Here is a 24,082-nt window from a genome sequence, read left to right as displayed (position 1 = left end):
ATCAGCAGAGAACGACAATGGAACAAGTAGATTGCGTGGTAATCGGCGCGGGCGTAGTGGGCCTGGCCGTGGCGAGACAACTGGCCATGCAGGGCCGCGAAGTCATCATCCTGGAAGCCGAGAACGCCTTCGGCACCATCACCAGCGCGCGCAACAGCGAAGTGATCCACGCCGGCATCTACTATCCGGCCGGCTCGCTCAAGGCCGCGATGTGCGTGCGCGGCAAGGCCATGCTGTACGACTACTGCGCCTCGCACCACATCCAGCACCAGCGCTGCGGCAAGCTGATCGTAGCCACCACCGAGGCCCAGGTCGCCACACTGGAAGGCATCAGGGCCAAGGCCGCGGCCAATGGCGTGCATGACCTGCAGTTGCTCAGCCAGGCCGAGGCGCAGGCGCTGGAGCCAAACCTGCAATGCCGCGCCGCCCTGCTCTCTGCGTCCACCGGCATCGTCGACAGCCATGGCCTGATGCTGGCCTTGCTGGGCGACGCCGAGAACGCCGGCGCCATGCTGGCGGTGCAGTCGCCCGTGGCCGGCGGCGCCGTGATGCCGGATGGCATCCGCCTCGACGTGGGCAGCCAGGACGAGGCGGACGGCACCACGCTGCTGGCCCGCACCGTGATCAACTCGGCCGGCCTGACCGCGCCGGCGCTGGCGCGCAGCATCGAAGGCATGCCCGCCGCACATATTCCACCTCAGTACTACGCCAAAGGCTGCTACTTCACACTGGCCGGGCGCGCCCCCTTCTCGCGCCTGATCTACCCGGTGCCGGAGGCCGCCGGCCTGGGCGTGCACCTGACGATCGACCTGGGCGGCCAGGCGCGCTTCGGCCCCAATGTGCGCTGGATCGACGAGATCGAGTACGGCGTGGACCCGGCCGATGCCGACAGCTTTTACGGTGAAGTGCGCAATTACTGGCCGGGACTGGCCGACGGCGCGCTGCAGCCGGGCTATGCCGGCATCCGCCCCAAGATCAGCGGGCCGGGCGAGCCCGCGGCGGATTTCCGCATTGATGGCCCAGCCACCCATGGTGTGCCGGGGCTGGTCAACCTGTTCGGCATCGAGTCGCCCGGGCTGACCTCGTCGCTGGCGCTGGCCGAGCATGTGGCAAGCCTGCTGTGAAGCCCTGAACGATCCAAATGCCGGCGCGCGTCAGCGCCCGGCCGTGGCGGCATCCGCCTTGGCGTCGGACGCCGCCTCCGTACGGAACGTCATGAACGCGCACAGTGCGCCGCCCGCCGCCGCTAGTGCCGCCAGCCCGAATGTGTGCGCGGGCCCGAGCGCCTTCCAGGTCCACCCCATCGCCAGCCCGCCGCAGGTGCCGCCAAGGCCGTAGGAAAGGCCGGTGTAAAGCGCCTGGCCACGCCCCTGCAAAGGACCCGAGAACCAGCGCTGCAGGCGTTTCAGGCTGGCGCTATGGTGCGCGCCGAAGGTGGCCGCGTGCAGGACCTGCACCAGCGCCATCAGCCATGACAACTGGGCGAAGTAGCCGGTCAGGCCAAAGCGGATCGCGGCCAGCACGAAGGTGCCAGCCAGGATGGTGCGCAACGGCACGCTTGCGAACAACCGCCCCTGGTAAAAGAAGAAAACGATCTCGGCCACCACGCCGATGGTCCACATCACGCCGATGGCGAACTTGCTGTAGCCAAGCTGCTCCAGGTACAGCGAATAGAACACGTACAGCGCGGCGTGGGCGAACATCATCAGGAACGCCGAGCCGAAGAACCAGCTCACATCGGGACGGCGCAGCAGCGGCAGCGCCGGCGGCGGCTTGACGCGCGGCCCGTCCTCGGGCGCATCGCGCATGCCGAACACCACCACCAGGAACAGCGCCAGCATGGCGCTCGCCAGCCACGGGAACACCTCCATGCCGTAGTGCTCGAACAGCGCCCCACCCATCAGCACGGCCGCGATAAAGCCGGCCGAGCCGAACATGCGGATGCGCCCGTAGCGGTAATCGAAGGCGCCGTAGCGGCGCAGCGTGGAGATGGTGAGCGCGTCGCCCAGCGGAGACATGGCGCTGGTGATCAGGTTCAGCCCGATCATCATCGCCATCATTGCGCCGTAGCTGGTGACGCCGGGCACCATCAGGAACGCCAGCAAGGATGTCACGGCGGCCAGGCGCAGCAGGCGCACGCGCGTATGCGTCACGTCGGACAGCCAGCCCCAGAAATACGGGCCGACGATGCGGCTGACCTGGAAGCAGGCCATCAGCACGCCGATCTGCACCGGGGAGAAACCGCGCCCGGCGAAGAACAGGCTCACATAGGGGGAGATGACGCCGACGTAGCCGTAGTAGCCAAGATAAAACAGGCCAAAGCGCGTCTCGGAGACGCGCCCGGCACCCGCGGCGCGGGCGTGTTGCTCCGCCTGCGCCAACTCAGCGCGACGGGCCGGACTGCGGCGACTGGGCGGGAATGCGCGGGGTATCGACCTTGACGTCGCCGCATTGGGCGCGGTGGCGCAGCGCATGGTCCATCAGCACCAGCGCCAGCATGGCTTCGGCGATGGGGGTGGCGCGGATGCCCACGCAGGGATCGTGGCGGCCGAAGGTTTCCACCGTGGCGGGCTGGCCTGCCTTGTCGATGGATTCGCGCGGGGTGCGGATGCTGGAGGTGGGCTTGATTGCCAGCGAGACGGTGACGTCCTGGCCGGTCGAGATGCCGCCAAGCACGCCGCCGGCGTTATTGCCACGGAAGCCTTCGGCGCTGAGCGAGTCGCCATGCACGCTGCCACGCTGGCTCACGCTCTCAAACCCCGCGCCGATCTCCACGCCCTTGACGGCGTTGATGCCCATCATGGCATGCGCGATATCGGCATCGAGCTTGTCGAACAGCGGCTCGCCCAGGCCCACCGGCACATGGCTCGCCACCACCTCGATGCGCGCGCCGACGGAGTCGCCGTCGCGGCGCAGCGCGTCCATATAGGTTTCCAGCTCCGGCACGATCTCCGCATTGGGGGCAAAGAAGGGATTCTCCGGCACTTCCGCCCAGTCCACGAACGGCACGCGGACTTCGCCCAGCTGCGACATATAGCCCCGGATCTCGGTGCCATACTGCTCGCGCAGCCACTTCCTGGCCACGGCCGCCGCTGCCACCACCGGTGCCGTCAGGCGGGCCGACGAGCGGCCGCCGCCGCGATAGTCGCGGATGCCGTACTTCTGCCAGTAGGTGTAGTCGGCGTGGCCCGGGCGGAAGGTCTCGACGATATTGCCGTAGTCCTTGCTGCGTTGGTCGGTGTTGCGGATCAGCAGGCAGATCGGCGTGCCGGTGGTCTTGCCCTCGAACACGCCGGACAGGATCTCGACCTGGTCGGGCTCCTGGCGCTGCGTGACGTGGCGCGAGGTGCCGGGCTTGCGGCGATCCAGGTCCAGCTGGATGTCGGCCTCGGTCAGGGACATGCCCGGCGGACAGCCATCCACCACCGCGCCGATGGCCGGCCCGTGCGATTCGCCGAAAGTGGTGACAGTGAAGAGCAGGCCGAGAGTATTGCCGGACATGATGGGAGGCCGCGCAGGGCGTGAGAATTGGGGAACGGGCTACATTGTAAGGCTTTTGCCGCCCTTGCGGCCCTCCCCGGCTCGCGCTCAGGGCGCGGGCGCCGCCTGCAGGTCCGGATAGAAGCGCTCCCGCATCCGCGCCACGTAGGCCACCAGGCTGGGGTGGGATTCGGCGGCGGTGCGGATCGGCGTGTCGAACAGCGGGCACAGCGCGCCGGCCATGAAGGCGAAGACCGTGGCGTCGGCGCCGCAAGGCTTGTCGCCCATCAGGTAGGGCTGGCCACCCAGCACATCGGCCACGGCCGCCACATCGCGGCTGGCTATCGCGGCCAGATCGGCCGGGCTATGGCGCCCGAGCCCCTGCGTCCACAGGATGCGGCGGATCTTCGAGCGCACAAAACGCATCGCCAGCCCCCGCACCGGCCAGGGCACGGCGCGGAAGAACGTCGCCGGGCCCCGGGCAAAATTGGCGTCGTGGTTCCAGCGCGCATCGGCCACAGCCCAGTAGAAGTTATCTTCCAGCATCTTCTCGACCGCCCAGGCCGTGCCACGCTGGGACCGCGTCAGCCCTTCATCGAAGTCGATGTGGTAGGTCTTCTCCAGGTGCCAGCGGATCAGCGTGGAGTCCGCCACCACGCGGCCCTCGTCGTCGAGATAGGGCAGCTTGCCCTTGGGCGCGCGCCGCAGGCCGCCCTGCGCGGCGCGGTACGGCAGTCCCGCGAGCTTGAGCAGCATGTCGGCCTTGGTGACGAAAGGGCTGGCGTCTGGCAGGCCGAAGGCCGGCCCGAAGGTGTAAAGCGTGATCATGGTTGCCGCCTCCCGCTTATCGTTAGCGCCACTCGCCGCGCAAGCCCTGCACCACCTGCTGCAAGCCCTCCGGCGTGGCCAGTTCCGGCGCGATCGGGTCGCCCACGACCAGTTCCAGCCGATTCAGGATGCCGCGCCGGAATGGCCGGGACATGGCATTGCCGCCCTTGCGGGAGAAAAAGCTGCCCCACAGCCCGCGCAGCGCCATAGGCACGACCGGCACGGGGGTGCGCCGGATGATCTGCTGCACGCCCTGCTTGAAAGGATTGAGCTCGCCGGTGGCCGTGATCTTGCCCTCCGGGAAGATGCAGACCAGGTCGCCGCCGGCCAGCGCCCGCGCGACTTCGTCGTAGGCGCGCTCCAGCATGACCGGGTCCTCGTGCGCCGGCGCGATCGGGATCGCCTTGGCCTGGCGGAAGAACCACGACATCAGCGGCACCTTGAAGATGCGGTGATCCATCAAGAAGCGCACCGGCCGCGGGCTGGCGGCCATCAGCACCACCGCATCGGCAAAGCTGACGTGGTTGCACACCAGCACCGCCGCGCCCTCGGCCGGAATGTGCTCGGCGTTGACGCGCTTCAGGCGATACACCGTATGCACCAGGATCCAGGCAATGAAGCGCAGCAGGAACTCCGGCACCAGCGAGTAGATGTAGATGGCAACCATCGCGTTGAGCAGCCCCACCACCAGGAACAGCTGCGGAATGCTGAAGCCGGCCTGGGTCAGCACCACCGCCAGCAGCGAGGAGCCGATCATGAAGAAGCTGTTGAGGATGTTGTTGGCGGCGATGATGCGGGCCCGGTGCGTCGGCGCGCAGCGACTCTGGATCAGCGCGTACAGCGGCACGCTGTAGAAGCCGCCGAACATCGCCAGCAGGAACAGGTCGATCAGCACGCGCCAGTGGCGCGGGTCGGCGGCAAAGCCGGCCAGCCCGGACAGTTCGCTGTGCTGCTCGCCGTTGCTGGCAAAGAACAGGTCGACCGCGAACACCGTCATGCCAATCGAGCCGAACGGCACCAGGCCGATCTCGACATGCCGACCGGACAGCCGCTCGCACAGCAGCGAGCCGGTGCCGATGCCCAGCGAGAACACCGCCAGCAGCAGCGTCACCACGTTCTGGTCGCCGCCCAGCACGTCCTTGGCAAAGCTGAAAAACGAGGTGAGGAAGGTCGCGCCCAAAAACCAGAGCCAGGAAATCCCCAGCAAGCTCAGGAACACCGTGCGGTCGGTGCGCGCCAGCTTGAGGTTACGCCAGGTCTCGGTAAACGGGTTCCAGTTGATGCGCAGGTCAGGTTGCGGCGCCGGCGAGTCCGGCACGCGTGCGGACACCATGCGGCCGGCCAGCGCCAGCACCACGCAAGCTGCGCCGACATAGAACGGCCCCACGATCTTCTCGCCATGGGTCAGGCCGGCCAGTTCGCCGCCAAGCAGGGTACCGAGCAGGATGGCCACGAAGGTGCCCATCTCCACCAGGCCGTTGCCGCCCACCAGTTCGGTCTCGTCCAGGTGCTGCGGCAGGTAAGCGAACTTGACCGGGCCAAACAGCGTCGAGTGCAACCCCATCAGGAAGGTGCCCGTGTAGAGCAAGGGGGCGCTGTGCATGGCAAAACCCGCCAGCCCCAGCAGCATGATGGCGATTTCCAGCGTCTTCACCAGCCGGATCAGCCGGGACTTCTCGATCTTGTCGGCGATCTGGCCGCTGGTGGCCGAGAACAGCACGAACGGTGCGATAAAGATGGCTGAGATCAGGAACGCCGCGCTCTTGGCGTCAACACCGTCGAACAGGGCCGTATGGTAGGTGACCAGCGAGGTGAAGGCGACCTTGAACAGGTTGTCGTTCATGGCGCCCAGGAACTGGGTCCAGAAGAAGGGCGCGAAGCGGCGCGTGCGGAGCAGACGGAATTGGTTTTGTTGGCTCATGTAGCGCTCATGTCGCAGTCGGCTCAAAAAGATGCCGCGTCGTTGCGCGGCATTTACCACTTGTACGGACTATGGGCGCGCCCCAGGAGGGTGCACAGCCCGCAGCGCCTCGATCGGCCCAACCCGGCCGCCGCTACGTGGCGCCTCTCGCGCCATGGGCGGCTCAATCGCTCTTTTCTTCCGGCCAATCGCGGATGTAGGCCTTGAGCATGCGGTTCTCGAAGCTCTGCTCTTCCACCACGGCCTTGGCCACGTCGTAAAACGAAATCACGCCCATCAGCGTCCGGTTGTCCAGCACCGGCAGGTAACGGGTGTGGCGCTCCAGCATCATGCGGCGGACTTCATTGACGTCCGTCTCCATGGTGCAGGTCAGCGGCGCGTCGTCCATGACCTTGCGCAGGCTGGTGGTGCCAACGTTGCCCCCGTTGGCGGAGAGCGTCTTGATGATCTCGCGGAAGGTCAGCATGCCGACCAGGTCGCCGTATTCCATCACCACCAGCGAGCCGATATCGTGCTCTGCCATGATGTTGACCGCCAGCAGCAGTGACGTTTCCGGCTTCACCGTATAGAGCGTGTTGCCCTTGATCTGCAGGATGTCGCTGACTTTCATGATGGTCTCCGCTTCTCTGAATCTGCTGTTTTGCTGTTTATTACCTGCCGCCGCCGGCATGGCCTGATGCGCCGATCCTAGCCGAAACCAGCCGCCCAAGTAAAGCACGGGCCGCCGCCGGGGCCGCCAAGGCTATTTGCCGTGCCCCCGGCAGCAGCGGATGCTACGATGCGATCCGGAGACAACTCTAGCCCTTGAAGCCATGTCCGGTACCCGTTTCGACACCCTGGCGCTGCATGCTGGCGCCGCTCCCGACCCCGCCACGGGGGCGCGGGCCACGCCCATCCACCTGACGACATCCTTCGTCTTTAAAGACAGCGAGCACGCCGCCTCGCTGTTCAATATGGAACGCGCGGGCCACGTCTACTCCCGCATCTCCAATCCGACGGTCGCCGTCTTCGAGGAGCGCATCGCCGCCCTGGAGAACGGCGCCGGCGCGATCGGCGTGGCTTCGGGCCAGGCCGCGCTGCATCTGGCGGTGGCGACGCTGATGGGCGCGGGCTCGCACATCGTGGCGTCCAGCGCCCTGTATGGCGGCTCGCACAACCTGCTGCACTACACGCTGCGCCGCTTCGGCATCGAGACCACCTTCGTGCAGGCGCGCGACATCGACGCTTGGCGCGCTGCCATCCGGCCCGAGACCAAGCTGCTGTTCGGCGAGACCCTGGGCAACCCTGGGCTGGACGTGCTCGACATCCCGACCCTGGCGCAGCTCGGCCAGGACAACGGTATCCCGCTGCTGGTCGACTCCACCTTCACCACGCCCTACCTGCTCAAGCCCTTCGACCTGGGCGCCGGCCTGCTCTATCACTCGGCCACCAAGTTCCTGGGCGGCCATGGCACCACCATCGGCGGCGTGCTGGCGGAAGGCGGCACCTTCGACTTCGAAGCCTCCGGGCGCTTCCCGGAGCTGTCGGAACCCTATGCTGGCTTCCACAACATGGTCTTCACCGAGGAGAGCACGGTGGCGCCGTTCCTGCTGCGCGCGCGCCGCGAAGGCCTGCGCGACTTCGGCGCCTGCCTGAGCCCGATGGCCGCCTGGCAACTGCTCCAGGGCATCGAGACGCTGCCGCTGCGCATGGCCCGCCATGTGGACAACGCGCGCCGCGTGGTGCAGTTCCTGGTGTCGCACCCGATGGTCGAGTCGGTCGCCTATCCGGAGCTGGAATCCCACCCGGACTACGAACTCGCCAAGCGCCTGCTGCCGCGCGGCGCGGGCGCCGTGTTCAGCTTCAACCTCAAGGGCAACCGTGCCGCGGGCCAGCGCTTCATCGAAAGCCTGGCGCTGTTCTCGCACCTGGCCAATGTGGGCGATGCCCGCTCGCTGGTGATCCACCCGGCCTCCACCACCCACTTCCGCATGGACGCCGCGGCGCTGCAGGCCGCCGGCATCAGCGAAGGCACCATCCGTCTATCGGTCGGACTGGAAGACCCGGACGACCTCATCGACGACCTCAAGCGCGGCCTCAAGGCAGCCGAGAAGGCCATGAGCGCCAAGGGAGGGCAAGCCTGATGGAACTGACGATCGCAGGCCACAAGGCCTACGCCTACACCGGCGGCAAACCCTTCGACCCCGCCCTGCCCTGTGCCGTGTTCGTGCACGGCGCGCAGAACGACCACAGCGTCTGGGCCCTGCAGACGCGCTGGTTCGCCAATCACGGCTTCAGCGTGCTGGCGGTGGACCTGCCCGGCCACAACCGCAGCGAGGGCATGCCCCTCAAGACGGTCGAGGCCATGGCCGACTGGGTGATCGAACTGGTGCGCGCGGCCGGAGTAAGCGCCCCCGCGCTGGTCTTCGGGCACAGCATGGGCTCGCTGATCGCCCTGGAAACGGCCGCCCGCCACCCTGACGCGGTGCGCGGCATCGCCCTGCTTGCCACGGCCTATCCGATGAAGGTTGCCGACGCCCTGCTCGACGCCTCGCTCAACCGCGTGGACCAGGCCATCGCCATGGTCAACGCGTGGTCTCACTCCAGCCTCGCCAACAAGCCCTCCTCGCCGGGACCGGGCTCGTGGATGCAAGGCGGCAGCCAGCGCCTGATGGAACGCGTGGCACAACGCAACCCTGAAGGCCACGTCTTCCACAACGACTTCTCCGCCTGCAACGCCTACGCCAACGGCGACGCCGCGGTGGCCGCCGTGCGCTGCCCCGCCCTGTTCATCAGCGGCAGCAAGGACATGATGACCTCGCCCAAGGCCGCCCAGGCGCTCGCCGCCAGGATGGCATCGGCCAGCACGGTCACGGTGCCCTGCGGGCACGCGCTGATGGGGGAAAGGCCGGATGAGGTACTGGACGCGCTGGCGGCGTTTGCGCGCAAAGTGGTAGCGGCAGCTTGAAGGCGGCGGCGTAGCGAGCGCCCGCCCTCTCCCCCGGCCCCTCTCCCACTTGTGGGAGAGGGGAGCCAACCAGCGGCAAGATCAACCAACTGTGGTAGCCGTGTTTCCCGCCCTAAGGGGCGGGAAACACCCAAGCGCGATGCGAAGTGAGCCGTCAAGGTGTGCCCAGGCCGTACACCGGCGCGCCTTCTTTGCCTACTTTCTTGGCAAGACAAGAAAGTAGGGCTGTAGTGGTCTAATGAACTTGGACACCTCAAAAGGTAGACTTCCCGTCGACTAGAGAGGTGATGATGGCACACAAGGATTTCTCGGACGAGTTCAAGGCAGAGGCCGTGAACTTGGTGTTAGAGCAGGGCTATACGGTGACCAAGGCTGCCAAGGCACTGGGCATCGGGGAGACGGCGCTTCGACGCTGGCTGGGACATCGACAGGCGAAGGTGCAGCCGGGCCCGAGTGACCTGGTGAGTCTAACGCCGGATCAGCGCCGCATCCGGGATTTGGAGCGGCAGGTGGCCCAACTGGAGCGCGAGCGCGACATCCTAAAAAAGTCCACGGCCTTCTTCGTCAAGGAACTCGATCGCAATACGAAGTGATCGAACAGGCGGAGAAGGTCTGGCCAGTGGCCGTGGTGTGCAGGACGCTGGGAATGCCGCGCAGCAGCTACTACGCGTGGAAGGCCCGGCAAGGGCCGCCGCGTGCGCAGCGCGAGGCCTTGGTGGATCAGGTCAAGTTGATCCACGAGGCAAGCGGAGAAAGCTACGGCAGCCGCCGCATGTCGCAAGAGATGCGGCGACGAGGCCACGCCGTGGGACGCCATCAGGCCAGAGGATTGATGCAGGAAGCACAGGTTGCAGTCCGGAGGGCACGCAAGCACTACTACTCGAAGGGCGGGAAGTCCTCGGCCATTGCGCCGAACCGACTGAATCGGCAGTTTGCGGTGGCGCAGCCAAACCGCGTATGGGCTGGTGATGTGACCTTCATTGGGACGCAGCAAGGCTGGCTGTACTTGGCTGTGGTGATCGACTTGTTCTCGCGACGGGTAGTTGGGTGGGCGTACTCGGCCTCGGCCGACACGCAGCTGGTGGTCAGAGCGTTGAGACTGGCGCTATCGAGCCGACGGCCGGCCGAAGGGCTGATGTTCCACTCGGACCAAGGTAGTCAGTACGCCAGCCTCGCGTTCCAGGCGCTGCTACACGATGAAGGGATTACGCCCAGCATGAGCCGCGCTGGCAACTGCTGGGACAACGCGGTGGTGGAGCGCTTCTTCTGTAGCTTGAAGGGGGAACGCATACGAGACCGGACTTACCGGGACCGCGCGGAGGCCCGAGCGGACATCACAGACTATGTGCTGTTCTTCTACAACCAACAGAGATTGCACTCGGCCACGTTGAACATGCCGCCGGCCGAGTACGAGGATTTAAAGGTGGAAGCTGCCTGAGAAAGTGTCCAGGTTTACTTGACCACCACAGTCGCCGCCCCGCAGGGGTGGCGAAACTGCAGTTGCCTTTGACGTTAAGCAGTTGCAGTGACAGTCCCCCCCCACCTAAACTAAAAGCCCCCGAACACCCCACAGGCCCCCGCCATGCCCCAGGCCCACCCCCGTGAGTTCGAGAATTTCGCCGCCTTCTACCCCTTCTACCTGAACGAGCACCGCAACCCCACCTGCCGCCGCCTGCATTTCGCTGGTTCCACCGTGGCATTGCTGTGCCTGCTTGCACTGCTGCTCAGCGGCAACTGGTGGTGGCTGGCAGCGGCCGCAGTGTCCGGCTATGCCTTCGCCTGGGTCGGCCATTTCGGCTTCGAGAAAAACCGGCCCGCCACCTTCCGCCATCCGCTCTACAGCCTGATGGGCGACTGGGTGATGTACGGCGATATCTGGCGCGGCAGGATTCCCTTCTAGGCCCGCGCGGCCTTCAGACCTGGCCGTGCCAGCCGGGCGGCACCACCTCCAGGGTGCGCCGCGCGGGATCGGCGGGGCGTTCCTGGGCGGCCGGCCCGGCCTGCGCTTGCGCCTGTTGATCCTGTTGCTGGCGCCGGAACACGGCCTCCAGCGGCTGGTCCAGGCGCGGGTTGTCCAGCACCTGCTTGAGCGCATCGGCGCCCTGGAGTTGCTGCGCTAGCGCCGTGCGCGGCAGGCGCGGCAGGTTCAGCACCAGCCGGTCGTGCAGCGTGCGCAGCGTCACCTGGCCCGGATCGCACAGCAGCGCCCAGTGCGCCTGGCCGCGATCCTGCGCCAGCCTGCCGACCAGATGCATGCCCTTGAGCTTGCCGAGCAGGCCAGCCAGGTAGTCCGCCTCCACCCGCAGCTTGCGCCCCAGGTCGAGCTCGCCGACGCTGCGCGGCACTTCGTCCCGCGCCCGATAGAGCAGGTAGAGCACGCCCAGCGCGTCGAAGAACTCGCTGCCGGCAAAGGTGCGGCGGCGCCAGTAGCCCTGCCGGATCACCGGCAGGTTGGCGGCGATGGTGGCACCCAGCAGCGTCACCAGCCAGCTCAGGTAGATCCACAGCAGGAAGATCGGCAGCGCGGCAAAGGTGCCGTAGACCGCGGTGTAAGTCGGGATATGGGTGACGAAGTAGCCAAAGCCGCGTTTGGCCAGCTCGAAGGCCAGCGCTGCCACCAGCCCGGCGGCGATCGCGTCGCGCCACTCCACGTTGGCGTTGGGCACTGCCGTGTAGAGGAAGGCAAAGGCGAGCGCCGACAGCAGCACCGGCGTCAGGCCGACCACCAGCCCCAGCCCGAACGGCATGGTGCCGACATAACCAGCCGAGACCGAGATCAGGTAGGAGCTGATCGACAGGCTGGCACCGATCAGCACGGGGCCCAGCGTCAACACGGCCCAGAACACCAGCACGCGCTGCGCCAGCGGGCGGCGCTGCTTGACCCGCCAGATCGCGTTGAGCGCGTCCTCCACCGTCAGCATGGTGAGCACCGAAGTCACCATCAAGCCACCCAGGCCCACCGCCGTCAGGCCCTTGGCATTCTTGGCGAACTGGCCAAGGTAGCTGGTGATGGAATTACTGACGTTGCCAGGAATCAGGTTCTGGAACAGGAAGGATTCGGTCGCGCTGCGAAACTCGCGGAACACCGGGAAGGCCGCCAGCAAGGCGAAGGCCACCGTCAGCACCGGCACCACCGCCAGTACCGTGGTGAATGTCAGGCTGGCCGCGACCTGCGGCAAGCGGCCTTCGCCAGCGCGGCGCAGCGCGTAGCGCGTGAGCGCGCGTAGTTTTTGCAGATTCCATTCCCTGCGCAGGCGAACGATGCGGGCGGCAAACATGCGGGGGCAAACTCCTTACCGGATTCCGTGGCGAGGCCGCAACTATAATACGCGCATTGCCCTCGCGCGCCGCGCAAGGCACAAACCCGGCCTGCCTCCCGGGACCGCTCCATCCTGGCGCCTCCCCGGTTACACCGTCAGGCGCCGTAGCCCCGTCCATGACCGAACTCCTAGTCCTCTACTACAGCCGCCACGGCAGCACCCGCAAGCTGGCCGAACTCATCGCCACCGGCATCGACAGCGTGCCCGGCGCCCAGGCGCGCCTGCGCACGGTGCCGCCGGTCTCGACGGTGAGCGAAGCCACCGCCCCGGATATCCCCCCGCAAGGCCCGCCCTACGCGGAACTGCGCGACCTCGAGGAATGCGCGGGCCTGGCCCTGGGTAGCCCCACGCGCTTCGGCAACATGGCCGCGCCGATGAAGTACTTCCTCGATGGCACGGTGGCCCAGTGGCTGTCCGGCGCCCTCACCGGCAAGCCCGCCTGTGTGTTCACCGCCACCGGCAGCCTGCACGGGGGCCAGGAAACCACCTTGCTGTCCATGATGTTGCCCCTGCTGCATCACGGCATGCTGGTCATGGGCCTGCCTTATTCGGAAAGCGCGCTGATGACCACCACCGGTGGCGGCACGCCCTACGGCCCAAGCCACCACGCGCGCGTGGACAACAGCGCGCCGGTGTCCGAGGAGGAAGCCGCGCTCGCGCGCGCCATGGGCAAGCGCCTGGCCGAGACTGCGCTGCGCCTGGCTGGCGGGAGCCGCGCATGAGCGCCGCCCCGAAAGTCCCGGACGCGTCGCACGCCACGGCCCCGTCCGCCGCCAACGCCAGCGACGGCGCGCTGCACAATGCCGCCCTGTGGCGCCTGAGCGCCGGCAGCTTGATTGCGCTGATCGTGCTGTGCATCGCCTGGGAATGGTTCCTGGCGCCGCTGCGTCCGGGCGGCTCCTGGCTGATCCTCAAGTTCCTGCCCCTGCTGCTGCCGCTGCGCGGCGTGCTGACCCGCAACCGCTACACCATGCAGTGGTCGTCGATGCTGATCCTGCTGTTCTTCACCGAAGGCATCGTGCGTGCCACCAGCGACCGCGCCCCATCTTCCACGCTGGCGTGGACCGAGGTGGCGCTGACGCTGCTGTTCTTCTTCGGCACCATCCTCTACCTGCGCCCTTACAAGCGCCGCGCCAAGGCCCTGCAGCCGGCCAAGCCCGGCAAATGACCACGCCGGCGAGCTTGCCATCAGCCCGCACCGATCCATCTCAGCGCGGCCGCCCTCACAGCGGCCGCCCTCCCGGACCCACCGCCATGAACGCCTCGCACCTCGATTCCTTCCTTGCCCTGTGCCGCGCCGCGCTCGGTGAGCAGCACGTGCTGACCGACGCCGCCGATCAGGCCCCCTACCTGACCGACTGGCGCAAGCGCTACACGGGCGAGGCAGTGGCGGTGCTGCGGCCGGGCTCGGCGGAAGAAGTCGCCGCCGCCGTGCACGCCTGCCACGCGCACAAGCTCGCCGTGGTGCCGCAAGGCGGCAATACGGGGCTATGCGGCGGCGCCACGCCGCAGGCGGACCAAGCTTCGGTGGTGATCTCGCTGCAACGCCTGAACCGCGTGCGGCAGGTGGACCCGCTCAACAACACCATCACCGTGGAAGCCGGCGTGATCCTGCAGCAGTTGCAGGACACCGCGCGCGAGCACGGGCGGCTGTTCCCGCTGAGCCTGGCCGCGGAAGGCAGCTGCACCATCGGCGGCAACCTCTCCACCAACGCGGGCGGCACCGCCGTGCTGCGCTATGGCAATACGCGTGAGCTTTGCCTGGGGCTGGAGGTGGTAACGCCTGCCGGCGAGATCTGGGACGGCCTGCGCGGCCTGCGCAAGGACAACACCGGCTACGACCTGCGCGACCTGTTCATCGGGGCGGAAGGCACGCTCGGCATCATCACCGCCGCTGTGATGAAGCTCTACCCGCTGCCGCGCGCTCGCGTCACCGCGCTGGCAGCCGTGGCCAACCCGCGCGCTGCGCTGGCCCTGCTGGCCATCGCCCAGCAGCGCGCAGGCGCCATGCTGACCGGCTTCGAGCTGATATCCGAGCGGTGCCTGTCGCTGGTCACCACGCATTACCCGCAACTGCGCTATCCGTTCGACCGCCCGCACCCCCAAGTCGTGCTGCTGGAACTGTCCGACAACGAAAGCGAAGACCATGCGCGCGCGATCTTCGAAGCGCTGATGGAAACTGCCTTCGAAGCCGGCGTGGTGCAAGACGCGGTAGTCGCCGAATCCGTGCAGCAGTCACGCGACTTCTGGAACCTGCGCGAACATATCCCGCTCGCCCAGGTCGACGATGGCAAGAACATCAAGCACGACATCGCCGTGCCGATCTCGCGCATCGCCGACTTCATCGACACCACCGACGCCCTGATCCAGCATGCCTTCCCCGGCGCGCGCATGGTCACCTTCGGCCATCTCGGCGACGGCAACCTGCACTACAACGTGTCGCCGCCCGTGGGCGAAAGCCACGATGCCTTCCTCGGCAACTCGGCAGCCATCAACCTGATCGTGCATGACAGCGTGCACGCCCACCGCGGCTCGATCTCCGCCGAGCATGGGCTGGGCCAGCTCAAGCGCGAGGAAAACCGCCGCTACAAGAGCGGCGTGGAGCTGGCGATGATGCGGGCGATCAAGCAGGCGCTCGATCCCCAGGGGTTGATGAATCCGGGCAAGGTGATCTGACGGGAAACGCGCGCCGGTGGCTTAGCGCGCTGCCGGAATTTCCACGACCTGCCAGCCCTCGTTGCGGTCCGCCAGGAATCGCATCACGGAATCGACGGTGACGGTCCTGATGCGGTCGGAGAAGCGCAGTTCAGTGGGATGATCGTCAAAGGCCACGTTGGCCTTGAACACGCGGCCACCCAGGCGCTTGAACGTACCGATCTTCATCTCGGACGGCTGGTAACCGGCCAGCTTGAGCCAGGCCTGCGCCTGCTCGCGATTGACGATCTTGGCGTCCCTGGCTTCCACGGCTGCCAGCGTTTCCAGCACCCAGGTGTTGGAGTTCTGGTACTGCGTGGAGAATGGGTACGATACCAGGCTGTAGTTGACGTCGTGAACCGAGCGCAGGGCTGCGCCATCCTGCAGGCGCGGCAGCAGGCGATCGGCGATCGGCTTGGGAGGGACGATCAGGACGGCATCGTACGAGAACATATCGTCGAGGAAGAAATTGCCGACGCCCTCGTACCACAGATCCGACTGCGCGGTGCCACAGCTATTGAGCAAATGGGCAATGCGCCAACGCGCGTCCGCCGGGTTGCGGTAGATGATGCCGACGTGGCTGTATTTCAGCCCATAGCTGGACAGGTCCTGCCCCACCCGCCCCACCAGCGCCACGTTGTCCTGGCGCCGTTCCATCTCCGCCGTCACCTTTTGCGCCGTGGCCATGGCCTGGCGCAGCGTCTGCGTGCTGAGCGGCGTGTCTTCGCAGCTCTGCCCCGCCGACGCCAGCAGCGGAACCAGCAGCAAGGCGAGCAAGGCGCCGGTGCGCCCCATCCGGTTCAAGATCATGGCGCGCCCCTTCACGGCTTCGCGGCCGTGGGAACCCGCTCGCGATAAAGCAACGCCTCACCGATCGTATTGGGAATGAAGGCGAGCACCTTGCCTGACACCACCAGCACGGTGCCGGTCGAATCGGCCACGGCGTTCACGGTGGCGCCCACCGACACGCCCAGTTTCTCGAACCCGCTCTTGGCGACCTTGACCGAGGCCTTGCCCGCGGTGCTGACCGAGTCGAGGATCACCTCGACGGTATCCTTCCCGCCCTGCGCAATGCCGGAAACGACAAAGGCACTGCCCATGCCCGCCAGCAAGGAACCCTGCACAGGGCCCGCGCCACCGGTGCTGCCGGCCACGCTGACGACAGGCGCGGCCAGGATCGACAGCGTGCCAACGGAGATCTGCTCCGAGCCGCCCATATTCGTGGACTGCGCACTGGCCGGCGCTACACAGAGCGACGCGCCAACGATGACCAGCAATGCAGAGATCGTTCGCACCGATACCTTGCCTTCATAGAAGTTCATTGTTCTTTTTTCTCGGAAATGTGATCTTCTATTGTAAAGGCAAAGCCCTCACAGGCAATGGCGTCTGCCTGGCGCTGGGCTGCGACCTGGAAGTCGCGGCGATCCTGGACAATAGCGGCCGGGATATCCCCGCGAACCAGGCAGGCAACCCGTCAGCCGCCCTTCAATGCCGCCACGTGCTGGTCCTTCAGCTTGACGTAATTGGCCGCCGTATAGCGAAAGAAGCCAAGCTCCTTCTCCGTCAGCGCCCTTGCCTCTTTCGCCGGGCTGCCGACATAGAGATGCCCGCTCTTGAGCACCTTGCCGGGAGGCACCAGGCTGCCGGCGCCGAGGATCACTTCATCCTCGATCACCGCGCCGTCCATCACGATGGTGCCCATGCCGATCAGGATGCGGCTGCCTACCGTGCAGCCATGCAGCAGCGCCTTGTGGCCGATCGTCACGTCGTCGCCGATGGTGAGCGCGAAGCCATCGGGATTGAACGGCCCGGCATGCGTGATGTGCAGCACGCTGCCGTCCTGCACGCTGGTGCGCGCGCCGATGCGAATGCGGTGCATGTCGCCACGAATGGTCACCAGCGGCCAGACGGAGCTGTCCGCGCCGATCTCTACGTCGCCGATCACGACGGCACTGGGGTCGACGAACGCGCGGTCGCCGAGTTGGGGGGCCTTGCCCTGGAAGCTGCGAATGGTCACGATGAAAGCCTGGATACGGAAAGTCGCCAATCAAGCGCGCGCTGCGGCGCCCGGATGGCGCCGGGTCAGCGTGGAGCGCGCCGGTGCGAGCATTCTAATCCGCCGGCTGGCTGCCCTGCAGCACAGCGCAGCGCAGCGCCGCGTGATTCGCGTGGGCAAGGTGTCAATCAAACAGCCCGAATTGCGCCGAAGCACGCACTCATTGCGCCAAAGCCTCCCCCATTGCCTTCTTGAACAACTCCGGCTTCCCGAAATACCGACCCAGGCGCAGTCTCGAGATCTTGCCGTCCTGCTCGATGGCCAGCGCCGGGTAGCCACGGCCGCCGATCTCCTCGAGTAGCGCCTGGGTCTGCTCGAAATGGTCCGGCAGCATCGCGCTCGCCTGGTCGTAGGCGTTTGCGAACGACGCAGCATCGAGCCCCAGTTCGTCGGCAATCTGGATCAGTTCCTTGCGCTCGGCGATCGGGCGTCCTTCGCGATAGTACGCAACCTGAAGGCGCTCCAGCATCTTCAGCCCTGCTCCGGCGACGGCTTCGGCGGCCAGCATCGCCGCGGTGGGCGGGCCGGAATCCAGCCTGACATCGTAGTCGAACTGCGTGCCCTGCTGGTACGTCTCGCTGAAAGGCTGCCCGCTGAGCGCGGTGATGCGCTCCTCGTGAGGGCGAACGAAATCGCGCCATTCGGCGGACATGTTCTGCGCCCGCTCTCCCGCCAGCATGCCGCCGCTGTGCGGCACCACCCTCAGGCCGGCTTCGTCGGCTGCCGACACGAGCGGCGCAAGCCCATAGCACCATCCGCAAAACGGGTCGTAGACGTAATGAAGCGTCGCTTGCTTGTTCATGTCTGTGTTCTCCAGATTCTCTGCGGCAGCCGCCCGGTGCGCGTGCTGCATGTTCACGATCAAATGGCCTCGGCCACGCCCGCCTGCAACGCCTTCTCCATGATCGAAGGCGGCTGCGCCCCAGCGATGACGGCGTTGCCGATCCGGATCGTGGGCACGGAGCGGACCCCCTCGCGCAGCGCCTTCGCCTGCGCCGCCACGATCTGCGCTTCGCCGTCGGTGCCAGACAGGTGATTGCGCACAGCTTGCGCATCGAAGCCGGCCGATACGGCCAGCGGCACGAGTACATCGATCAGGCCGATGTGCTCGCCGCGGGAGAAGTACGCAGCGAAGATGGCATCGAACAACGCCTCCGCCATGGCTGCGTCGCCGTTCTGTTGGGCGAATGCCATCAGCCGGTGCGCAAGCCGGGTATTGGGCGTGACCGTGATCAGGTCATAGTTGAAATCCAGTCCGGTGCGCCGGCCCATCGTCGTCACCTCTGCGTCCATGGACTGCGAGCGGGCCCAGCTGCCAAATTTCGCGCTACGGTAGGCCTTGCGGTCCGCGCCTTCCACCGGCATGTCCGGGTTGAGTTCGTAGGGCACATAGGAAATCGCGAGGGTGGCCTCGGTCGACATGCGCCCGATGGCGGCCTTCAGGTTGCGATGGCCGATCCAGCACCACGGGCAAATGAAGTCATAGGTGATCTGGGTGTCGATGGGTTTCATGACGGCTCCTTGCGTGAGTGATGCAGCCAGCGTAGACGGCGGCCCGCATCAGCGGAATGGCATGCCGGCGCAAACCTGCGTTGCCGGCGGCGCAACGCTGGGTTCGCGCGGCGAGTGCGCCACCCCGTTGCCGCCCACGCAAAACTGCTTTGCCCCCGCCAAGCATTCTCTGCGGACCCGGGCGCTTCTACGATGCAACGCATCCACTCGCACTCTGGAGCCACACATGAACACCAATGACGCATCCTCCGTCGGCCCGCGCAAGGCCCTGGTCATAGGCGGCTCGCTGGGCGGCCTGTTCACGGCCACCGCGCTGCGTGCCGTGGGCTGGCAGGTCGACGTGTTCGAGCGTTCGGCATCGGACCTCGACAGCCGTGGCGGCGGCATTGTCCTGCAGCCGGAGGTGCTGCGGGCGTTCTCGTTCGCCGGCATCGCCGCGCACGGCGCGCTGGGTGTGCGCTCGCACGACCGGCTGTTCCTGGACCAAGGCGGCCACGTGCTCCACCGCCAGCGCATGCCGCAGACACAGACCTCGTGGAACACGCTGTATTCCACCCTGCTCGATCATTTCCCGGCGGCGCACTATCATCGCGGTGCCGCGCTCACCGCTATCGCGCAGGACGAGCACGGCGTTTGCGCCACGTTTGCCGATGGACGCCAGGCGTGCGGCGAGCTGCTGGTCGGTGCCGACGGCGCCGGCTCTACCGTGCGCGGGATCGTGCTGCCCGGCGTCGCCCCCGCCTATGCCGGCTATGTCGTCTGGCGTGGCCTGGTCGACGAGGGCCTTCTGCCCGAATCGGCCAGGCCGCTGCTGCACGAGAACTTCGTGTTCCAGCAAGACCGCGACTCGATGATGCTGCAGTACATGGTGCCCGGCGCCGACGGCGCCACGGCGCCCGGACGGCGCCGCTTCAACTGGCTCTGGTACCTGAAGGCCGAGCCCGGCGCTGCGCTCGATGCCGTGCTCACCGATCGCGACGGAAAACGCCGCGGCCATTCGATCCCGCCGGGCATGTTGTCGGCTGAGCAAGAGCGTTGGTTTCGCCAGACCGCGGCCGCGCGCGCCAACCCCTCGTTCCGCGCGCTGATCGATAACACCGATCAGATCTTCGTCCAGGCCATCCAGGACCTGCAGGTGCCACGCATGGTGTTCGGCCGCGTGCTGCTGACCGGCGATGCCGCCTTCATTCCCCGCCCCCATACCGCCGGCAGCACCGCCAAGGCCGCAGCCAATGCCGTGGCGCTGGCCAAGGCGCTCGACGGCACGGCCGACCCGGACCAGGCGCTGCAGCGCTGGCAGCAGGGTGAACACGCACAAGGCGAGCAGATGACCCAGTGGGGCATTCGCATGGGCAACCGCATCATGGGGATCGCACTGCACTAAGGCACAGGGCTGCGCCGCGAAGAAGTGGCGCAGCCGGCATGCACTCCGCCGATCAGGGTAAGTACTCCCCTTTTTTGCTCTTGGCCGTTCCACGCAGCCGACCTACAATTTATCACACGATCACTAATCGATCGATCAATAGCAGAGGCACCCATGACCATCCGCAAACTCGCACACTTCTCGATCCGCACCACGGACCTCGAGCAATCCTGCGCCTTCTACGAACGCATTCTCGGATTCAGGCGAGGCTATCGCCCGCCCTTCGATTTCCCCGGCGCCTGGCTGTACATGGGCGGGGACGAAGGTGACTTCGGCACCGTCCACATCATCGGTGCCGACCCTGGCAACCCCGGCGGACTGTCCGCCTACCTCGGCGACCGCGCCCCCTCGGCGGCTGGCACCGGCGCCCTCGACCACATTGCGTTCCTGGCCACCGGCGTGGCGCAGATGTGGGCGAAGCTGGCAGCCGAGGGCATCCCGTGGCGCGACCGCACCGTCCCCAGCCTGGGCCTGCACCAGGTGTTCATCGAGGACCCTTCCGGCGTCACCATCGAACTGAACTACCCCGCCGCCGAGGTGGCGGGCCTTGAAATCCCGGGCAACGGCGCGCGCGCGCCCCACCCCGAAGTGGCAGGAGACTGATCATGACGACCCTATCGACACGGCCGAAGGCCATCATCGTGGGCGGCTCGCTGGGCGGACTGTTCGCGGCCAACCTGCTCGCCCGCGCCGGGTGGGAAGTGGAGGTATGCGAGCGCGTTCCCGAAGCCCTTGCCGGGCGCGGCGCGGGCATCGTCACGCATCCGGAATTGTTCGAGGCCCTGGCCGCCGCCGGGGTCGAGGTGGACGACTCCATCGGCGTGCAGGTGAAGTCCCGGCTGACGCTGGGCCAGGACGGCAGCGTGCTGTCGCAGCGTGAGCTGCCGCAAACGCTGACGGCATGGGGCAAGATGTACCACGTGCTGCGCTCCGCCTTCACCGGGGGCACCTACCGCACGGGCGCCAATGTGGTGTCGGTGCGCAGCGAGCCCGGCCGCGCCGTGGTGATGCTGGACGACGGCTCGATCCATCACGCCGATCTTGTCGTCGCCGCGGACGGCTTGCGCTCCGCGCAGCGCGAGTGCCTGTTGCCCGAGTCCCGGCTCCAGTACGCAGGCTACATCGCCTGGCGCGGCCTGGTGGACGAAACGAGCCTGAGCGAAGCCACGCGCGACATGCTGTTCGAGAAGTTCGCCTTCTGCCTGCCGCCGCGCGAGCAGATCCTCGGCTACCCGGTGGCGGGCCAGGGCAACAGCACCCGGGTTGGCGAGCGCCGCTACAACTTCGTGTGGTACCGCGCCACCAGCGAAGACGTGGACCTGCCCGACCTGCTGACCGACGCCAGCGGCAAGCGCTGGTCCGGCGGCATCCCGCCGGGGCTGATCCGCCCGGACGTGCTTGCCAGCATGGAGGAAGCCGCGCTGGCCAACCTGGCGCCCCAGTTCGGCGAGGTCGTGACCAAGGCCGCGCAGCCGCTGTTCCAGCCCATCTTCGACCTTGAGGTGCCGCGCATGGCCTTCGGCCGCGTGGCGCTGCTCGGCGACGCCGCCTTCGTGGCGCGCCCGCACTGCGGCATGGGTGTGACCAAGGCCGCGGGCGACGCCATCTCGCTGGTCAAGGCCTTGCAAGCGCATGACAGCGTCAGTGCCGCACTGGAAAGCTACAGCGACGAGCGCGTGCAGGTGGGCGCGGCCATCGTCCAGCACGCGCGCCACCTCGGCGCCTATATGCAGGCGCAGCTCAAGAACGAGACCGACCGCCAGATGGCCGAGCGCTATCGCACGCCGGAAGCCGTGATGCGCGAGACGGCGGTATCGACGCGCTTCTGAGCGCGCCGCCGCCCTCCCGCCAGACCAACCGCCCCCAACGGAGACAACCTTGGAACACACCGCCCCCACCTTTGCCGCAGCCGCCCGCGAAAGCGCCGCGCCCGCTGCGCCCCCACCGAATCCCCTGCTCGCCAATCCGGCATTCCAGTCCCTGGTGCGCGCGCGGCGCAGGTTCGCGTGGGCCCTGACCGCCATCATGCTGGCGGTGTACTTCGGCTACATCCTCACGCTCGCCTTCCGGCCCGCGCTGCTGGGCCGCCAGCTGACCCTGGGCCAGCCCATGAGCGTGGGCATTCCCGTGGGCTTCGGCATGTTCGCGCTGACCTTCCTGCTGGTTGCGGTGTACGTGCATCGCACCAACACCGTGTACGACCAGCGGATCAGCGAAATCAAGCAAGGGGCAGCAAAATGAAGCAAGCCAACCTCTGCGCCATCGGCGCTGCCCTGTTGCTCACCGCGTTGCCAGCCTTTGCGGCGTCGAGCTCGGTGGGCCAGGGCATGAACGTCATCGCCATCGCCATGTTCCTGATGTTCGTCGCCGCCACGCTCGTGGTCACGCGCTGGGCGGCCAGGAGCAACCACAGCGTGGCCGACCACTATGCAGCCGGCGGCAAGATCACCGCCCTGCAGAACGGCTGGGCCATTGCCGGCGACTACATGTCGGCGGCCTCCCTGCTGGGCATCTCCGCGCTGGTCTTCACCAGCGGCTACGACGGCCTGATCTACTCCATCGGCTTTCTCGCCAGCTGGCCGATCATCCTGTTCCTGATCGCCGAGCCACTGCGCAACCTGGGCCGCTTCACGCTGGCGGACGTGGTCTCATACCGCCTGCAGCAGCGCCCCATCCGCGCGTTCTCCGCGTCCAGTTCCATCGTCATCGTGCTGCTGTACCTGGTGTCGCAGATGGTGGGGGCCGGCAAGCTGGTGGAGCTGCTGTTCGGCTTCAGCTACACGGCGGCGGTGGTGCTGGTCGGCGTGCTGATGGTGGTCTATGTGTTCTTCGGCGGCATGCTGGCCACCACCTGGATCCAGATCATCAAGGCAGTGCTGCTGCTGGCCGGCGCCGCCTTCATGGCATTCATGGTCATGAGCCGCTTCGGCTTCAGCCTGAATGCGCTGTTCGGGCAGGCCATCGAGGCCCACGGCAAGCATGCGGCCATCATGCGCCCGGGCGGTCTGGTCTCCGATCCCGTCTCGGCGGTATCGCTCGGCCTGGCACTGATCTTCGGCACCGCCGGCCTGCCGCATATCCTGATGCGCTTCTTCACCGTCGGCGACGTCAAGGCGGCACGCAAGAGCATCCTGTACGCCACCGGCATCGTCGGCATCGGCTACGCGCTGATCATCATCATCGGCTTTGGCACCATCGCGCTGGTGGCCAGCGATCCGGCCTACCACACGCCCGCTGGCGCGGTGATCGGCGGCGTCAACATGGTGGCCGTGCACCTGGCCCATGCCGTCGGCGGTAACCTCTTCCTTGGCTTCATCTGCGCGGTAGCGTTCTCGACCATCCTGGCCGTGGTGGCGGGGCTGACGCTGGCGGGTTCCTCCGCCATCTCGCACGACCTCTATGCCAAGGTTCTGCGCCAGGGCAACGCCACCGACAAGGAAGAGATGCGCGTCTCCCGGATGACCACGCTGGTGCTGGGCGTACTGTCCATCCTGCTTGGCATCCTGTTCGAGAAGCAGACCATTGCCTTTATCGTCAGCCTGACCTTTTCGATCGCCGCCAGCTCGAATTTCCCGGTGCTGCTGCTGTCGATCTACTGGCGCGGACTGACCACGCGGGGCGCTGTGGTGGGCGGCTCTCTCGGCTTGCTGAGCGCGGTGGTGCTGACGGTGCTGAGCCCGACCGTATGGGTGCAGGTGCTTGGCCATGCGAGCGCCATCTACCCCTACGAGTATCCGGCGCTGTTCTCCATGCTAGTGGCCTTCGCCAGCATCTACGTGTTCTCGGTCACCGACCGGTCCGCGCGCGGTGCGCGCGAACGCGGCGCCTTCGATAACCAGCTGGTCGATTGCGAGCTCGGGCTGGTGAAGCCGCAGTAGTACCGGTGCCCTGCGCTGCCGGC

24 protein-coding genes are annotated in these 24,082 nt (G+C 66.9%); 13 read left to right on the top strand and 11 right to left on the bottom strand.

The window, feature by feature from the left end; all coding sequences use genetic code 11:
- The first annotated feature begins 17 nt into the window (after window positions 1-17).
- Window positions 18-1,124, top strand: coding sequence for an NAD(P)/FAD-dependent oxidoreductase (locus AC1Q7Q_RS02385; protein ID WP_492374743.1), 1,107 nt, complete (start codon window positions 18-20; stop codon window positions 1,122-1,124).
- Window positions 1,125-1,154: 30 nt separating this feature from the next.
- On the opposite strand, the gene AC1Q7Q_RS02380 is transcribed toward AC1Q7Q_RS02385, so the two are convergent.
- The 5 genes from AC1Q7Q_RS02380 to AC1Q7Q_RS02360 form a co-directional block, all read right to left on the bottom strand.
- Window positions 1,155-2,381, bottom strand: coding sequence for an MFS transporter (locus tag AC1Q7Q_RS02380; RefSeq protein WP_492374744.1), 1,227 nt, complete (start codon window positions 2,379-2,381; stop codon window positions 1,155-1,157).
- 1 nt (window position 2,382) lies between these two features.
- Complete coding sequence (gene aroC, locus AC1Q7Q_RS02375; RefSeq protein ID WP_492374745.1) at window positions 2,383-3,501, bottom strand: chorismate synthase; 1,119 nt, start codon at window positions 3,499-3,501, stop codon at window positions 2,383-2,385.
- An 87-nt stretch (window positions 3,502-3,588) separates the two neighbouring features.
- Window positions 3,589-4,308, bottom strand: a complete 720-nt coding sequence (locus AC1Q7Q_RS02370; RefSeq protein ID WP_492374746.1) for a glutathione S-transferase C-terminal domain-containing protein — start codon at window positions 4,306-4,308, stop codon at window positions 3,589-3,591.
- Between the two features lie 22 nt (window positions 4,309-4,330).
- Window positions 4,331-6,229, bottom strand: coding sequence for an MFS transporter (locus AC1Q7Q_RS02365; protein ID WP_492374747.1), 1,899 nt, complete (start codon window positions 6,227-6,229; stop codon window positions 4,331-4,333).
- A gap of 163 nt (window positions 6,230-6,392) precedes the next feature.
- The gene (locus tag AC1Q7Q_RS02360; protein WP_174422769.1) at window positions 6,393-6,839 is read right to left on the bottom strand and encodes a CBS domain-containing protein; all 447 of its coding nucleotides are present in this window, start codon (window positions 6,837-6,839) and stop codon (window positions 6,393-6,395) included.
- A 202-nt stretch (window positions 6,840-7,041) separates the two neighbouring features.
- Between AC1Q7Q_RS02360 and AC1Q7Q_RS02355 the strand changes: the two genes are divergently transcribed.
- From AC1Q7Q_RS02355 to AC1Q7Q_RS02340, 4 genes are all read left to right on the top strand, one after another.
- The gene (locus AC1Q7Q_RS02355; RefSeq protein WP_183031501.1) at window positions 7,042-8,352 is read left to right on the top strand and encodes an O-acetylhomoserine aminocarboxypropyltransferase; all 1,311 of its coding nucleotides are present in this window, start codon (window positions 7,042-7,044) and stop codon (window positions 8,350-8,352) included.
- Complete coding sequence (locus AC1Q7Q_RS02350) at window positions 8,352-9,176, top strand: alpha/beta fold hydrolase (protein ID WP_492374748.1); 825 nt, start codon at window positions 8,352-8,354, stop codon at window positions 9,174-9,176. The genes AC1Q7Q_RS02355 and AC1Q7Q_RS02350 overlap by 1 nt, the downstream gene beginning before the upstream one ends.
- A gap of 290 nt (window positions 9,177-9,466) precedes the next feature.
- Window positions 9,467-10,614 (top strand): IS3 family transposase gene (locus AC1Q7Q_RS02345; RefSeq protein WP_492374750.1). Its coding sequence is split into 2 segments (ribosomal slippage): window positions 9,467-9,725 and window positions 9,725-10,614, totalling 1,149 coding nucleotides; the frame shifts between segments, so codons are not numbered across the junction.
- Window positions 10,615-10,758: 144 nt separating this feature from the next.
- Entirely contained in the window at window positions 10,759-11,076 is a 318-nt protein-coding gene (locus tag AC1Q7Q_RS02340) for an Mpo1-like protein (protein WP_043344994.1), read from the top strand.
- A 13-nt stretch (window positions 11,077-11,089) separates the two neighbouring features.
- Here the strand turns inward: AC1Q7Q_RS02340 and AC1Q7Q_RS02335 are convergent, their stop codons facing one another.
- Entirely contained in the window at window positions 11,090-12,454 is a 1,365-nt protein-coding gene (locus AC1Q7Q_RS02335; RefSeq protein WP_492372625.1) for a YihY family inner membrane protein, read from the bottom strand.
- A gap of 158 nt (window positions 12,455-12,612) precedes the next feature.
- Between AC1Q7Q_RS02335 and wrbA the strand changes: the two genes are divergently transcribed.
- The 3 genes from wrbA to AC1Q7Q_RS02320 all read left to right on the top strand — a co-directional run bounded on the left by wrbA (window position 12,613) and on the right by AC1Q7Q_RS02320 (window position 15,172).
- Entirely contained in the window at window positions 12,613-13,218 is a 606-nt protein-coding gene (wrbA, locus tag AC1Q7Q_RS02330; RefSeq protein ID WP_043344989.1) for an NAD(P)H:quinone oxidoreductase, read from the top strand.
- Window positions 13,215-13,664, top strand: a complete 450-nt coding sequence (locus AC1Q7Q_RS02325; RefSeq protein ID WP_492372626.1) for a DUF2069 domain-containing protein — start codon at window positions 13,215-13,217, stop codon at window positions 13,662-13,664. The genes wrbA and AC1Q7Q_RS02325 overlap by 4 nt, the downstream gene beginning before the upstream one ends.
- An 86-nt stretch (window positions 13,665-13,750) precedes the next feature.
- Window positions 13,751-15,172: an FAD-binding oxidoreductase gene (locus AC1Q7Q_RS02320; protein WP_492372627.1), complete on the top strand. Its 1,422-nt coding sequence runs from the start codon at window positions 13,751-13,753 to the stop codon at window positions 15,170-15,172.
- A gap of 21 nt (window positions 15,173-15,193) precedes the next feature.
- Here AC1Q7Q_RS02320 and AC1Q7Q_RS02315 read toward each other — a convergent pair whose 3' ends face one another.
- The 5 genes from AC1Q7Q_RS02315 to AC1Q7Q_RS02295 all read right to left on the bottom strand — a co-directional run bounded on the left by AC1Q7Q_RS02315 (window position 15,194) and on the right by AC1Q7Q_RS02295 (window position 18,758).
- Window positions 15,194-16,000: a DUF2145 domain-containing protein gene (locus AC1Q7Q_RS02315; protein ID WP_492372628.1), complete on the bottom strand. Its 807-nt coding sequence runs from the start codon at window positions 15,998-16,000 to the stop codon at window positions 15,194-15,196.
- An 11-nt stretch (window positions 16,001-16,011) separates the two neighbouring features.
- Entirely contained in the window at window positions 16,012-16,512 is a 501-nt protein-coding gene (locus tag AC1Q7Q_RS02310; RefSeq protein WP_492372629.1) for a hypothetical protein, read from the bottom strand.
- 152 nt (window positions 16,513-16,664) lie between these two features.
- A complete protein-coding gene (locus tag AC1Q7Q_RS02305) occupies window positions 16,665-17,207 on the bottom strand; it encodes a gamma carbonic anhydrase family protein (RefSeq protein ID WP_492372630.1) in 543 nt (180 codons plus the stop codon).
- Window positions 17,208-17,406: 199 nt separating this feature from the next.
- Complete coding sequence (locus tag AC1Q7Q_RS02300; protein ID WP_492387127.1) at window positions 17,407-18,099, bottom strand: DsbA family protein; 693 nt, start codon at window positions 18,097-18,099, stop codon at window positions 17,407-17,409.
- A gap of 8 nt (window positions 18,100-18,107) precedes the next feature.
- Window positions 18,108-18,758 carry a DsbA family oxidoreductase gene (locus tag AC1Q7Q_RS02295; protein WP_492372632.1) on the bottom strand — a complete coding sequence of 217 codons (651 nt, stop codon included), beginning with the start codon at window positions 18,756-18,758 and terminating at the stop codon, window positions 18,108-18,110.
- Window positions 18,759-18,984: 226 nt separating this feature from the next.
- On the opposite strand from AC1Q7Q_RS02295, the gene AC1Q7Q_RS02290 reads away from it, so the two are divergent.
- The 5 genes from AC1Q7Q_RS02290 (at window position 18,985) to actP (ending at window position 24,059) form a co-directional block, all read left to right on the top strand.
- Window positions 18,985-20,142, top strand: coding sequence for an FAD binding domain-containing protein (locus tag AC1Q7Q_RS02290; RefSeq protein WP_492372633.1), 1,158 nt, complete (start codon window positions 18,985-18,987; stop codon window positions 20,140-20,142).
- Window positions 20,143-20,295: 153 nt separating this feature from the next.
- Window positions 20,296-20,784 (top strand): VOC family protein, encoded by a 489-nt coding sequence (locus AC1Q7Q_RS02285; RefSeq protein ID WP_492372634.1) that lies wholly within the window; start codon window positions 20,296-20,298, stop codon window positions 20,782-20,784.
- A gap of 2 nt (window positions 20,785-20,786) precedes the next feature.
- Complete coding sequence (locus AC1Q7Q_RS02280; RefSeq protein ID WP_492372635.1) at window positions 20,787-22,010, top strand: FAD binding domain-containing protein; 1,224 nt, start codon at window positions 20,787-20,789, stop codon at window positions 22,008-22,010.
- Between the two features lie 49 nt (window positions 22,011-22,059).
- Window positions 22,060-22,422 carry a DUF485 domain-containing protein gene (locus AC1Q7Q_RS02275; protein WP_492372636.1) on the top strand — a complete coding sequence of 121 codons (363 nt, stop codon included), beginning with the start codon at window positions 22,060-22,062 and terminating at the stop codon, window positions 22,420-22,422.
- The gene (actP, locus tag AC1Q7Q_RS02270) at window positions 22,419-24,059 is read left to right on the top strand and encodes a cation/acetate symporter ActP (protein WP_492372637.1); all 1,641 of its coding nucleotides are present in this window, start codon (window positions 22,419-22,421) and stop codon (window positions 24,057-24,059) included. Before AC1Q7Q_RS02275 ends, actP begins: the two co-directional genes overlap by 4 nt.
- Window positions 24,060-24,082: the final 23 nt, after the last annotated feature.

It is taken from the genome of Cupriavidus sp. GW823-FHT07A04 (assembly GCF_058794615.1).
Note: the sequence above shows the minus strand (reverse complement) of the source record. Positions and strands in the feature narration are given on the sequence as shown.

Bases quoted from the DNA above. Each gene is read 5' to 3' on its own strand.
- AC1Q7Q_RS02355 (WP_183031501.1), top strand. From the start codon at position 7,042: ATGTCCGGTACCCGTTTCGACACCCTGGCGCTGCATGCTGGCGCCGCT.
- AC1Q7Q_RS02295 (WP_492372632.1), bottom strand. From the start codon at position 18,758: ATGAAACCCATCGACACCCAGATCACCTATGACTTCATTTGCCCGTGG.
- actP (WP_492372637.1), top strand. From the start codon at position 22,419: ATGAAGCAAGCCAACCTCTGCGCCATCGGCGCTGCCCTGTTGCTCACC.
- AC1Q7Q_RS02300 (WP_492387127.1), bottom strand. From the start codon at position 18,099: ATGCAGCACGCGCACCGGGCGGCTGCCGCAGAGAATCTGGAGAACACA.
- AC1Q7Q_RS02340 (WP_043344994.1), top strand. From the start codon at position 10,759: ATGCCCCAGGCCCACCCCCGTGAGTTCGAGAATTTCGCCGCCTTCTAC.
- AC1Q7Q_RS02365 (WP_492374747.1), bottom strand. From the start codon at position 6,229: ATGAGCCAACAAAACCAATTCCGTCTGCTCCGCACGCGCCGCTTCGCG.
- AC1Q7Q_RS02325 (WP_492372626.1), top strand. From the start codon at position 13,215: ATGAGCGCCGCCCCGAAAGTCCCGGACGCGTCGCACGCCACGGCCCCG.
- AC1Q7Q_RS02370 (WP_492374746.1), bottom strand. From the start codon at position 4,308: ATGATCACGCTTTACACCTTCGGGCCGGCCTTCGGCCTGCCAGACGCC.
- wrbA (WP_043344989.1), top strand. From the start codon at position 12,613: ATGACCGAACTCCTAGTCCTCTACTACAGCCGCCACGGCAGCACCCGC.
- AC1Q7Q_RS02360 (WP_174422769.1), bottom strand. From the start codon at position 6,839: ATGAAAGTCAGCGACATCCTGCAGATCAAGGGCAACACGCTCTATACG.
- AC1Q7Q_RS02320 (WP_492372627.1), top strand. From the start codon at position 13,751: ATGAACGCCTCGCACCTCGATTCCTTCCTTGCCCTGTGCCGCGCCGCG.
- AC1Q7Q_RS02350 (WP_492374748.1), top strand. From the start codon at position 8,352: ATGGAACTGACGATCGCAGGCCACAAGGCCTACGCCTACACCGGCGGC.
- AC1Q7Q_RS02285 (WP_492372634.1), top strand. From the start codon at position 20,296: ATGACCATCCGCAAACTCGCACACTTCTCGATCCGCACCACGGACCTC.
- AC1Q7Q_RS02385 (WP_492374743.1), top strand. From the start codon at position 18: ATGGAACAAGTAGATTGCGTGGTAATCGGCGCGGGCGTAGTGGGCCTG.
- AC1Q7Q_RS02315 (WP_492372628.1), bottom strand. From the start codon at position 16,000: ATGATCTTGAACCGGATGGGGCGCACCGGCGCCTTGCTCGCCTTGCTG.
- AC1Q7Q_RS02280 (WP_492372635.1), top strand. From the start codon at position 20,787: ATGACGACCCTATCGACACGGCCGAAGGCCATCATCGTGGGCGGCTCG.
- aroC (WP_492374745.1), bottom strand. From the start codon at position 3,501: ATGTCCGGCAATACTCTCGGCCTGCTCTTCACTGTCACCACTTTCGGC.
- AC1Q7Q_RS02310 (WP_492372629.1), bottom strand. From the start codon at position 16,512: ATGAACTTCTATGAAGGCAAGGTATCGGTGCGAACGATCTCTGCATTG.
- AC1Q7Q_RS02335 (WP_492372625.1), bottom strand. From the start codon at position 12,454: ATGTTTGCCGCCCGCATCGTTCGCCTGCGCAGGGAATGGAATCTGCAA.
- AC1Q7Q_RS02290 (WP_492372633.1), top strand. From the start codon at position 18,985: ATGAACACCAATGACGCATCCTCCGTCGGCCCGCGCAAGGCCCTGGTC.